The organism is Flagellimonas ochracea, from assembly GCF_009903685.1.
GTDB lineage: Bacteria > Bacteroidota > Bacteroidia > Flavobacteriales > Flavobacteriaceae > Flagellimonas > Flagellimonas ochracea.
Genome location: NZ_JAAABI010000001.1, coordinates 717,620 through 729,413, shown reverse-complemented (window position 1 = coordinate 729,413; position 11,794 = coordinate 717,620). Strand labels below are relative to the sequence as shown.

General features: G+C 41.5%; 13 protein-coding genes. 12 read left to right on the top strand and 1 reads right to left on the bottom strand.

The window, feature by feature from the left end:
• The first annotated feature begins 1 nt into the window (after position 1).
• From GTQ34_RS03410 to GTQ34_RS03370, 9 genes are read left to right on the top strand one after another with little or no spacing between them, the layout of a single operon-like run.
• Complete coding sequence (locus GTQ34_RS03410) at positions 2 to 256, top strand: MoaD/ThiS family protein (protein WP_166522347.1); 255 nt, start codon at positions 2 to 4, stop codon at positions 254 to 256.
• Positions 257 to 277: 21 nt separating this feature from the next.
• Positions 278 to 1,264, top strand: coding sequence for a GTP 3',8-cyclase MoaA (moaA, locus tag GTQ34_RS03405; RefSeq protein WP_166522346.1), 987 nt, complete (start codon positions 278 to 280; stop codon positions 1,262 to 1,264).
• Between the two features lie 30 nt (positions 1,265 to 1,294).
• Positions 1,295 to 1,891, top strand: a complete 597-nt coding sequence (locus GTQ34_RS03400; RefSeq protein WP_166522345.1) for an NTP transferase domain-containing protein — start codon at positions 1,295 to 1,297, stop codon at positions 1,889 to 1,891.
• Positions 1,892 to 1,893: 2 nt separating this feature from the next.
• Positions 1,894 to 2,958: a HesA/MoeB/ThiF family protein gene (locus GTQ34_RS03395; protein WP_166522344.1), complete on the top strand. Its 1,065-nt coding sequence runs from the start codon at positions 1,894 to 1,896 to the stop codon at positions 2,956 to 2,958.
• Entirely contained in the window at positions 2,949 to 3,728 is a 780-nt protein-coding gene (locus GTQ34_RS03390; protein WP_166522343.1) for a sulfite exporter TauE/SafE family protein, read from the top strand. Before GTQ34_RS03395 ends, GTQ34_RS03390 begins: the two co-directional genes overlap by 10 nt.
• A complete protein-coding gene (locus GTQ34_RS03385) occupies positions 3,725 to 4,921 on the top strand; it encodes a molybdopterin molybdotransferase MoeA (protein WP_208103814.1) in 1,197 nt (398 codons plus the stop codon). Before GTQ34_RS03390 ends, GTQ34_RS03385 begins: the two co-directional genes overlap by 4 nt.
• 3 nt (positions 4,922 to 4,924) lie before the next feature.
• Complete coding sequence (locus GTQ34_RS03380) at positions 4,925 to 5,932, top strand: XdhC family protein (protein WP_166522342.1); 1,008 nt, start codon at positions 4,925 to 4,927, stop codon at positions 5,930 to 5,932.
• Positions 5,933 to 5,935: 3 nt separating this feature from the next.
• The gene (locus GTQ34_RS03375) at positions 5,936 to 6,526 is read left to right on the top strand and encodes a nucleotidyltransferase family protein (protein WP_166522341.1); all 591 of its coding nucleotides are present in this window, start codon (positions 5,936 to 5,938) and stop codon (positions 6,524 to 6,526) included.
• A gap of 6 nt (positions 6,527 to 6,532) precedes the next feature.
• Positions 6,533 to 7,618: an amidohydrolase family protein gene (locus GTQ34_RS03370; protein WP_166522340.1), complete on the top strand. Its 1,086-nt coding sequence runs from the start codon at positions 6,533 to 6,535 to the stop codon at positions 7,616 to 7,618.
• Between the two features lie 210 nt (positions 7,619 to 7,828).
• Here GTQ34_RS03370 and GTQ34_RS03365 read toward each other — a convergent pair whose 3' ends face one another.
• Positions 7,829 to 8,458, bottom strand: coding sequence for a GntR family transcriptional regulator (locus tag GTQ34_RS03365; RefSeq protein ID WP_166522339.1), 630 nt, complete (start codon positions 8,456 to 8,458; stop codon positions 7,829 to 7,831).
• Positions 8,459 to 8,545: 87 nt separating this feature from the next.
• On the opposite strand from GTQ34_RS03365, the gene treF reads away from it, so the two are divergent.
• The 3 genes from treF (at position 8,546) to GTQ34_RS03350 (ending at position 11,743) form a co-directional block, all read left to right on the top strand.
• Positions 8,546 to 10,126, top strand: coding sequence for an alpha,alpha-trehalase TreF (treF, locus tag GTQ34_RS03360; RefSeq protein ID WP_166522338.1), 1,581 nt, complete (start codon positions 8,546 to 8,548; stop codon positions 10,124 to 10,126).
• Positions 10,127 to 10,199: 73 nt separating this feature from the next.
• Entirely contained in the window at positions 10,200 to 11,285 is a 1,086-nt protein-coding gene (locus GTQ34_RS03355) for a DUF2652 domain-containing protein (protein ID WP_166522337.1), read from the top strand.
• Positions 11,286 to 11,323: 38 nt separating this feature from the next.
• Positions 11,324 to 11,743, top strand: coding sequence for a DUF3052 domain-containing protein (locus GTQ34_RS03350; protein WP_166522336.1), 420 nt, complete (start codon positions 11,324 to 11,326; stop codon positions 11,741 to 11,743).
• Positions 11,744 to 11,794: the final 51 nt, after the last annotated feature.

Here is an 11,794-nt window from a genome sequence, read left to right as displayed (position 1 = left end):
TATGACAATCTTATTGTTCGGAATCACAAAGGACATTGTGGGCAGCCCCACATTGTCCTTTCCTACTTCCAGCGTGTCGGGAAAAAGAATGCCCAACACGGTGAAAGAATTAAAAGTATATCTTGGTAAAACCTATCCAGAGTTGAACAAGTTGAGCTCTTTGGCTGTTGCTGTGAACAATGCCTATGCTGATGATGATCATATCATCAACTCGTATGATGAAATTGCATTGATTCCTCCAGTTAGTGGTGGGTAACCATAAATTTTAGACAATTTTATGTTGATTGATAATCACGGTAGAACCATAAATTATTTACGGCTTGCGGTTACAGACCGTTGCAATCTGCGTTGTAACTACTGCATGCCGTCTGAAGGAATCGATTTCGCTAGGAATGACAAATTGCTTTCTATTGACGAGCTTGTTCAAGTCAGTAAAATTATGGTCTCCCAGGGCATCGATAAGATTCGGATAACAGGAGGTGAACCTTTTGTCCGAAAAGACTTGATGGTATTGCTTCGGGAGTTGAGCCAAATGCAAGCATTGCATGACATTTCGGTAACTACCAATGCCACATTGATTGGCCCTTATATTGACGAGCTAAAACAATTGGGCATCAAAAACATAAATGTAAGCCTGGACTCCATAAACAGGGAAACCTTTGAGCGCATTACCCGTAGAAAACAATTTGATACCGTACATGACAATCTTATCAGGCTTATTACAGAGGGATTCAATGTGCGTATCAATTTTATTGTGTTGGAAGGGCAAAACGAGCAGGACATCATTCCCATTCTGGAAGTAATGAAACACTACAATGTTTCCGTTCGTTTTTTGGAAGAAATGCCTTTTAATGGTGGCTCAAAAAACTTCGGTTTTATCAAATGGAACTATCACGCCATCCTTGAGCATATCCGAAAAACGTACCCCAATTATAAAAAACTGGAATCTCCAAAAACCTCTACTTCCATCAATTACAAAATCGAAGGTCATAAAGGCACGTTCGGCGTTATTCCATCCTTTAGCAGAACCTTTTGTGGCAGCTGTAATCGGCTTCGAGTTACTGCCACTGGTGATATGATTACTTGCCTCTATGGAAAGCCAAAGGCCAACCTGAGGGACATACTAAGAGCCTCGAATGGAGCGGAAAACGTTTCAAAAGCTATTTTGGAGGTAATAGGAAAAAGGGCAAAAACAGGCTTCGAAGCCCAAAAGGAGCATGCGCAAACAGTGTTCAACAATTCCATGACTTCGATTGGAGGCTGAAAAATCAACTAAAAAACGTATTTTCAAGGTATGGAGGATAAGAACATCCCAAAATTGTATGGCCTTGTGTTGGCAGGAGGAAAGAGTACTCGAATGGGTTCGGACAAAAATCTTATTCAGTACCATGGCATGCCGCATCAAGAGTACCTTTATGGTCTTTTGAATGAGGTTTGCAACTCTGTTTTTCTGAGCATTAGACCACAACAACAAGCATCAATTCCTTCGCACTTTAAAACCATTGAAGACCAAAACGAGTACAGAGGCCCCTTTAATGGTATATTGAGTGCCCATAGACTATATCCAAAGGCAGCCTGGTTGGTTTTGGCCTGTGATCTTCCATTAATAAATTCGGAAACAATAAAACAGCTTGCTCATCGGCGGAATCCCAATAAATTGGCCACCTCATTCGCCACTAAAAAAACCAAACTGCCCGAACCTTTAATTACCATTTGGGAACCTCAGGGTTTGGAACGGGCAAAGCAATATTTAGAGACAGCAGAAAGTTCCTGCCCCAGAAAGTTTTTGATCAACTCCGATATTGAATTGCTCTATCCCGATCATGATGAAGTACTTTATAATGCCAACTCCATCTCGGATTATGAGTATGTAAAGTCTAAAATTTCCTGACTATGGATGCCCGATATGCCAGACAAATACAATTGAAAGATTTCGGTCCGGAAGCACAAAAAAAGCTGGCCAGAAGTCGGGTTTTGGTGGTCGGGCTTGGTGGATTGGGGCTCCCAGTGCTTCAATACCTCAATGCCATGGGGGTGGGCACTTTGGGACTTATGGACCAGGACAGCGTTGAACTGCACAACTTACAGCGTCAGGTACTGTACAGCGAAGTAGATGTGGGCAGGATGAAACTAGAGGCGGCGCATGAGAAATTAATGGCTCAGAATACCAAGACGACCTTCAGGTTACACGATAGCTTTCTGGTTAGGGACAATGCCCTAGATGTAATTCGGGATTACGACATCGTAGTGGACGCAACAGACAATTTTCCTACGCGCTATTTGATAAACGACGCTTGTGTTATCCTAAACAAACCCTTCATTTATGGAGCTTTACATGGATTTGAAGGTCATGTAAGCGTTTTTAACCATAAAACAGGTCCTACCTATCGCTGTCTTTATCCCAACATGCCATCCTTTGACGAAGTGCCAAACTGTGATGAAAATGGAGTTTTGGGCGTGCTTCCAGGAATTATCGGAACGCTTCAAGCTTTGGAGACCGTTAAACTTATTACCGGCATGGGGGAGGTGCTTTCTGGAAAACTGTTGGTATTTGATGGATTACAGCAGCGTTTTACCAAAATTGGGTTCAATACAAATCCTAAGAACAAGAAAATTAAAGGGTTACAAGAACACTATGATCCTTTGGATTGTCGTGTTGTTGCCTCCATAAGTGCAGAGGATTTTCAATCCATACGAGAACAGGAAAAAATACAACTGATTGACGTTAGAACACCGGATGAATTTGAAGGCCGCCATTTGGAGGAAGCCTTGAATATTCCATTGGATGCATTGAAATCACTCCCGAAGAACTTCAAAACAAATAGAAAAATATTTGTGATCTGTGAATCCGGCAAACGAAGCGAAAGGGCGATAAGACAACTTCAAAAGGACTGTCCGGACCTAAACCTGTGCAACGTCGCAGGGGGCATGCTCAAAATGAAAACTTTATGTCCATAGCCGCGACTGACCTTGTTTTATTGACACTTGCCTTTTTTGTTGTAGCTACTTTATACTCGTCCGTTGGTTTTGGTGGCGGATCAAGCTATCTGGCAATCCTGACCTTGGTGCTGACCAGCTTTTTTGCCATACGCACCACGGCATTGCTTTGTAATTTGATCGTGGTTTCTGGCAGCTGCTTGCTATATTATAAAAGTGGCCACTTACAGTTCAAAAAGTTTTTGCCTTTTGTTGTTACCAGTATTCCTTTGGCGTTTTTGGGTGCCGCCTTCCGACTGGAGGAAAAAGTTTTTTTCATTATTCTGGCGATAGCCCTTATTGTTTCTTCGGTGACACTTATATTTCAAACACTGTCTTTAAAATCAAACAACACAAAGGCATATCCTGTGTATATTCCATATCTTCTTGGTGCAGGAATCGGTTTTTTATCGGGCTTGGTTGGAATTGGAGGAGGCATATTTTTAGCTCCAGTACTCAACCATCTCAAATGGGACAAACCCATAGTTATCGCTTCCTTGGCCAGCTTTTTCATCTTGGTGAATTCCATTTCCGGAATTAGTGGTCTTGTGGTCGGTGATTCTTTTGAGGTATTCTGGCCGGAAATTATTGTGTTGTTGTTAGCCGTACTGCTGGGAGGTCAACTGGGTGTACGGATAAGTCTCGGAAGACTTTCCGCCCAACGAATTAGAATGCTCACCGCATTGTTGGTTTTGTTTGTCGGTGTGCGTGTTTTACTTAAAAATGGTTTTGAATTAAATCTTTTCTCATGATTTCATTTGATGAGGCCCTACATACGGTGCTTAATGAAGCCTGTTCCTATGGAAAGGAGCTGGTTGGACTTTTGCAGGCCCAAGGAAGGGTTTTGGACGAGACCATTGTGGCCGACAGGGATTTTCCTCCGTTCAATAGAGCGACCAAAGATGGAATAGCCATTCGGTTTGATATATTTACTTCATCGAAAACAGTTTTTAATCCTAAAGGGGTGGCCCAGGCAGGAAGTCCACAACTAAAACTAGATTCTGGTGCTTCCTGTATTGAGGTGATGACAGGAGCCATCGTGCCAAAAGATGCTGATACGGTAATCATGTATGAACATATTCATCAAGAAAATGGCATGTTCTTGATTGATAAACCCATAAAAAAAGGACAAAACATACATTACCAAGCCAGCGATGTTTCCAAAAATGAAGCTTTGTTATATCCAGGAACCATGATCGGTCCTGCTGAAATAGGGCTTTTGGCCACGGTGGGAAAATCAAAGGTTTGGGTTAAGAAATTGCCAAAAGTAGCTGTAGTTGCTACTGGAAATGAGCTGGTAGCGGTATCCCAAAATCCAGAACACCATCAGATTCGCACATCCAATTCCCATACGTTGGTCACACTTTTAAAAGATGCGTGTATTGATGGTGAATCCTACCACTTAAAGGATGAAGCATCAATAATACAAGAAAATCTGAAAGGCCTGCTCACCCAATATGACGTTCTTGTTCTTAGCGGAGGTGTTTCCAAAGGAAAGTATGATTTTTTGCCCGATGCCTTTGCTGCTTTGGGCATTGAAAAGCTATTTCATCGGGTACGGCAGCGCCCTGGAAAACCTTTTTGGTTTGGAAAACACCACGATTCCAGTACCTTGGTTTTTTCTTTTCCGGGAAATCCAGTTTCAACCTATGTAAATTACCACCTCTACTTTGTTCCATGGCTTAACAAAACTTTGGGAATGAAAACACCATCATTTACTGTACTTTTAGAGGAATCAATGGAAAATTCCACAGATTTGACACTTTTCAAAGGGGTGACGGCGGTTATGAGACAAGGGTCAATATATGTAAAAAGTTTGCCCACATCGGGTTCGGGAGATTTGCTGAGTCTATCCAAAGCCGATGGCTTTGTCCGATTGAACCCGAAGGAAACCATGACCGCTGGAATGGAAGTTCCCTTTTTGCGTACCAAACGAATAATGTAATCCATGACGCACGAAATAAAAACCATATTCGAAGAATATAAAAAGAAGAAGGACACTGAGGCTGCGGTTTTGGCAACCGTGGTGGCTTTGGATGGGTCATCGTACCGAAGGCCGGGAGTTCGAATGCTCATTTTTGAAAGTGGCACCATGGTTGGGGCCGTCAGCGGAGGCTGTGTAGAAAAAGAAGTGGTGCGGCAGGCACAGTACGTGTTTTCGACTGGAGTTTCCAGAATGATGATTTATGATGGTCGTTACCGATTGGGGTGCGAGGGGATTCTATACATTCTCCTGGAGACTTTCAAACCCGATGAAACACTTTTAACGGCCTTTTCCCAATTTTTGGAACAGCGTAAATCATTTTCAATTCGCTCATATTACACTAAAGAGCAAGGGGACCATCGGGCTTACCAAAGTATTTTTACTTTGGGGAACAAAGATTATCCCGTTTCATCTCAAAAAAAATATGTCTCGGAAGACCTATTCACTTTTGAACAAAAACTGCAGCCCTGCTTTCAGTTAATAATCATTGGAGCGGAACATGATGCCGTACAGTTGTGTCGATATGCTTCGCTTACTGGTTGGGAAGTTACCGTTGTTGCCAACATAAAGGAAGGAAAGTCAAAAACTGACTTTCCCGGGGTTCATCAATTATTGCAAGTAGACCCAGAGCAATTTCAACCTAAAGTGGATGATCAAACAGCGGTGGTCATCATGACCCATAGCTATGTTAAGGACTTGCAATATTTAATAGCACTGAAGGATATTAAAGTCGCCTATATCGGTCTTTTGGGACCATACAAACGTCGCGAAAAGCTTTTTGATGAACTTTTGGAACGTTGTCCAGAGCTTACCGAAGACTTATTGGACTTGATTCATGGGCCTGCGGGCATTGATATTGGTGCGGAAACACCTCAAGAGATTGCCCTTTCCATTCTTTCTGAAATTCTAACGGTTCGTAATAAACGAGAACCTATGTTACTCAGGGAAAAAATGAGTAAAATCCATTCGTAGACCATGTCCAATTCTATCGCCACACTTATATTGGCCGCTGGAGCTTCCACCAGAATGAAGGACAAAATAAAACAACTGCTTCCTTGGGAAGATTCAACACTTTTAGGACATACCATAAAACAAGCAAAAGCAGTAAGTAATTTGTGCTATGTAGTGTTGGGCGCCAATTCAGAAATCATTCAGAAAACCATTCCAACGGATGTGAAAACTATACAGAATCCTGATTGGGCTAATGGAATGGGTCATTCCATTGCAACAGGGGTTTCCCATATCACGAACAGGAAAAAGGAATTGAAGGGTATACTTATTTTATTGATAGATCAACCCCTTTTGGATGCAACCTTTCTTATGAAAATGAAAAATATTTTTGATTCAGGGGCACATCGTATCGTGGCTACATCTTACGGAGAAAGACTGGGAGTGCCTGCCATTTTTGATAAATCCCTCTTTTCTCAATTGCAGGAGCTCAATCAAGATCATGGGGCAAAAGCGATAATCATGAAGAACAAAAACTACATAGCAAAAGTAGAACCACTTGGTCGGGAAATTGACATCGACACACTTGAAAAATACAATCAATTAATTGAAAATTAATAACTTATGAGTTTTAAGTTTAGTCTTTCTTTACTTGTTTTATTCGGAACAATGGCTTCCCAAGGACAGGATATGGGATTTGAGGAGTATAGTCCAAAATCTACTTTGGTGGTTTCTGAAAACCCGGTGAATCGGGCCAAATATACTTTTATTGATGTGCACAGCCATCAGTTTGGGATGGCCACACAAGATTTATCTTCCTTGGTAAAGGATATGGACGAATTGAATATGGGAATCATGGTGAATCTGAGTGGTGGGTCAGGTGCCGAACTTAAGGCCAAGCTGAAGAACGTGAATGATAACTATCCCAATCGCTTCGCCATTTTTGCAAATGTGGACTTTGGTGGAGTTGGAACTCCGAATTGGGGTGAACAAGCAGCAACACAATTGGAATTGGATGTGAAAAGCGGCGCTAAAGGATTGAAAATTTATAAAAGTCTTGGACTCAGAAACAAAGATATAGATGGAAAAAGGATTGCCGTGGATGATCCTAGACTGGATCCCATTTGGGAAAAATGTGCCGAATTGGGAATCCCTGTTCTAATCCACTCTGCAGACCCCAAGTCGTTTTGGGATCCTTTTGACAAGTACAATGAGCGTTGGCTAGAACTAAAAACCCGACCGAGAAGAAAAAGGTCGGATACCGACCCCGCTCCTTGGCAGCAAATTATTGATGAGCAGCACAGGATGTTTAGAAAACACCCAAACACCAAGTTCATTAATGCCCATATGGGTTGGTATGCCAACAATCTGGATAGGCTAGGGGAGCTTATGGAGCAAATACCAAATATGTATGTGGGCATTGGTGCCATTATTGCGGAACTGGGAAGGCAACCAAGAAGGGCAAAAGCATTTTTTATTCAATACCAAGATCGTATTTTATTTGGTAAGGATAGTTGGAAACCAGAAGAGTTCCCAACCTATTTCAGGGTGTTGGAAACGGCAGATGAGTACTTTCCATATTACAAGAAATATCATGCCTTTTGGGCCATGTATGGTATGGGTTTACCGGATGAAGTTTTGAAAAAAGTCTACTATAAAAACGCCTTGAACCTAATTCCCGGACTAGATAGTTCCCTATTTAAAGATTGATTAAGTTTTGTCCTTGGAGACATTGGTTTTTAACGCTGGTGTCTCCAACTCCTGAAAAAGGCCATACGAAATCTATCTTTTGACCAACATCTTGGTTCGTTTTCTTTTGGTGAGTGCTTCAATCTCTCTGTTCAAAAACTGTATGGGGCTGGAGTATGTAAGTTAGAAATGCTCCTCTTGTCCTTTTATTTTGGACATTGCTTTTCCCATCTAGTACCCCATTTGATTGATAACACGATCCCGTACAGCAGTCCAATTCATCTTAAGGACTAGGCATGCAGTTGGAATGTTGTTTTCCTCAATCGCTTGTATAATGGCCTCGTGCTGATTTAGCATAAGTTCATGAAAGTCTTGGTTGTTGGCTAAGCGTTGTTCGTAGAACAGGAGCCTCAATTTTAAATTATCGAGAATCTGTATCAATACTATATTGTCGCAATTTTGAAGCAATGTATCATGAAAACCAAACCGTGCCTTTAATTGGTCAAGCGCATTGTCTGTTTCGGAGAGTCTCTTTAGACTAGAGCGCAATCCCTTTAAATCTTTTTCAGAAAAGGATAGCCCGTCTAAGGCCATCATTTCCAGTTGCGCCATAATGCCATAAAGGTCTATCGCCTCCCTTTCACTTAAGCGATGGACAACAAAACCGGTTTTGGGAACGGCCCTGATTACCTTGGCATATTCCAATTGGCTGAGCGCCTCTCGAATGGGAGTTACACTTACATTTAAGTTTCGTGACAGTTCCGCAAGATTTATCGTCTTGCCTACCTTAAGTCTGCCATCATGAATTTGCCTAAGAAGATGGTCTCTTACCTGGTTTCGCAGAATTGACATTTCTCCCATGGTCTTAAGGTACAAATCACATCTGACTTGCGGAAAACCTATGTGCTGTTATTGTCCTATATTTATGCAACGTTAATTCAATTTTTGATGAAAAAATTAGTGTTGGGCCTATTGTTGTGCTCCATAGTTTTAGGCAGTTGTAGACAGACGCCACAAACTGTTGAGCAGATTTCACTGTATGATTCCCAATTGTTCAAAGATGTACAATTATCTGCTGTTTTTGAGGATTCAAAGACTTTTGTTGATTTGGTTCCAACTGAAGAAATAGCAATTCTTGAAGCCAAATACTTGGCAGAAAAAGATGAACCTGAGTTCGATTTAAAAAGCTTTGTACAACAACACTTTCAAGACCGCTCCATGAAGGCCCAGGCTTTTGAAACGGATACCACGAAGACCATGTACGAGCATATTTCGTCGATGTGGGACAAACTAACCCGTGGTCCGGACAGTCTAGTACCCAATTCTTCAAGAATACCATTGCCCTACGAATACGTTGTGCCTGGAGGTCGATTTCAAGAAATTTATTACTGGGACAGTTATTTCACGATGGAAGGATTGTTGGCGGATGGCCGGGACGATTTAGCCAAAAACATGGTGGACAATTTCAGCTTTTTAATTGATTCCTTGGGATTCATTCCCAACGGCACAAGGGATTATTACAACACAAGATCGCAACCGCCTTTTTATCCATTGATGGTAGATGCGCTGGCACGTCAAGATGAAAATATGCTTTTATACTATTTGCCTCAGCTCGCCAAAGAGTATGATTTTTGGATGGAAGGTAGCGAAACTGTTGTGGAGGCACGTCCACAGAGGCATGTTGTTGATTTGGGAAAAAACGTGTATTTAAACCGATATTGGGATCAAGCGGACACTCCAAGACCAGAAGCTTATAAAGAGGACATTCACCTCGCCAGTGACTTGGAAAAAGACTCCCTTCAAAAGTTACTTTTCCGAAATTTAAGGTCCGCAGCAGCATCAGGTTGGGATTTCAGTTCTAGGTGGTACGGGGAAAAGGGAGAATTCAACAGTACGGAAACCACTTCCATCTTGCCAATTGACCTCAACTGCTTGTTGTATTTCATGGAAAGAACGCTGTACAGGGCAAGTACTTTAAAAGCCGATGAGGATGCTCGGACCTTTTTCTATAGAAAAGCACAGTTGCGAAAATCGGCCATCCGGTATTATTTCTGGAATGGGGAAACGGGCTTCTTCCAAGACTATAATTTCAAGAAAGGGAAAACCACTGGAGAGCTTAGCTTGGCAGGGGTTTATCCACTCTATTTTGAAATAGCCACCGAAGAACAGGCAGAAAGCGTAAAAAATGTGCTTATGGAATCCTTTCTAAAAAAAGGAGGGTTGACAACAACCTTGGAACATAGCGGTCAGCAATGGGATGCCCCCAACGGTTGGGCACCATTGCAATGGATGGCTGTAAAAGGTCTTTTGAAGTATGGATATGAACAAGAATCCATTGAAATTATGGAACGTTGGCTAAGCCTGAACGAAAGGGTATATGCAAACACCGGAAAGATGATGGAAAAGTATAACGTTGAGGACCTTTCCTTACTATCGGGAGGAGGTGAGTACCCAACACAGGATGGATTTGGTTGGACCAATGGTGTCGCTCTTGGATTTAAAAAGATGCTGGACGAACTAAAAAAATAAATGCACCTTATCCAGAAATATTGTAAGCTTTATCAGTAGAGCTTGACCTAGATAGTGTAAAACCATCCTAAAAATGGCAAAGTCACTGTTGTTCATTCCCGATATTTCAGGGTACACCAAGTTCATTCAAACTACCGAAGTTGAGCACAGTCAGCACGTAATCTCCGAACTGTTGGAAGTATTGCTCAACGCCAACACGCAAGGCTTGAAGTTGGCTGAAATTGAGGGTGATGCCCTCTTTTTCTATAAAGAGAACGAAATTCCATCCCAAGAAAACCTGTTGGCCCAGATTGAATCCATGTTCACAGCATTCCACAGTCATTTAAAAATGTTAGGGAAGAACAGGATTTGCCCATGCAATGCCTGCGCCACGGCGCCCAATCTGCAGCTAAAGATCATTGCACATAGTGGTGACATCCAGCATATCCAAGTACAAGGAAAAAGAAAACCTTTTGGGAATCAGGTAATTGAAGCCCACCGTTTGCTCAAAAATTCAGTAGACAGTGAAAACTATGCATTGATCACAAGATCTTTATCGCTCGACCTTCAACTATCTCCCTACTATTCGAGCAAAATATTCAGGTTTAGACAAGGAGAAGATAACTACGACGATAGAAAAGTGGACTATATTTATGCTATTATCAATCCGGATGAACTTAATCTCAAATCATATCCAGAACCCAAAAAGGTTGGATTTGACCATCCTCCCCAAATGAAATTTGAGAAGCACTTTCCTATTGGTCCAGAGGACCTGATGGAATATATCACCAATTATTCTCTTCGGAAGTATTGGCAAAAAGGGGTGGACCGGTTGGAATACAATGCCAACGAAGTCACCCGCATAGGTTCCGAACATGTCTGTGTGATTAATGGAAAATACCTAAACTTCACCACAGTCACCAAAGACATGAAAATTGGAAACTTAATCTATGGTGAGCGAACCACAAGTCCGCCCGTGGTTGATGAACTGTACCAGTTTTATATTTTTGAGCCTTCTGCCAATCATACCTGTAAGCTGAACATTGAAATTTATTGGAAAATCAAATCTCCAATCAAAAGGATACTAATGAACCTCATTGGAAAAAGATCTTTTAAAAAAAATGTGGAAATTGCCCTCGAAGGCCTTTATCAATTGGTGGAAAAACAACATTCCAATTGAAATATTGATTATTTTTATTCAGAACAAATGCATACGATTTGACCGCAACTGCAGGATACTCCGGCACTCCTTTAGCGAAGAAATTGGGAATTAAAGATGGTTTTACAATTTTGCTATGTAATCCACCTAAGCACTATTGGGATTTATTTTCTGATCTGCCCAATACTCTTGATATAAAAAACAAACCAGAAAAGGAAAGAATGGATTTCATACATGTTTTTTGCACTTCGGAAGTCGAACTGCACAAGGTTGCCATTCAGTATAAGAGTGCCTTAAAAAAGAATGGTATGCTGTGGGTAAGTTGGCCAAAAGGCTCTTCCAGCATAGCAACTGATTTAAAAAGGGAGCCTGTTAGGGAGCATTTGTTGTCCATTGGCTTAGTCGACACTAAGGTGGCTGCCATTGATCAAGATTGGAGCGGATTAAAATTCGTGTACCGCCTAAAGGATAGGAAATAAAAACTTGTTGACCTGCCCTTATTTTCACATTATTTTTAGAATATAGGATAT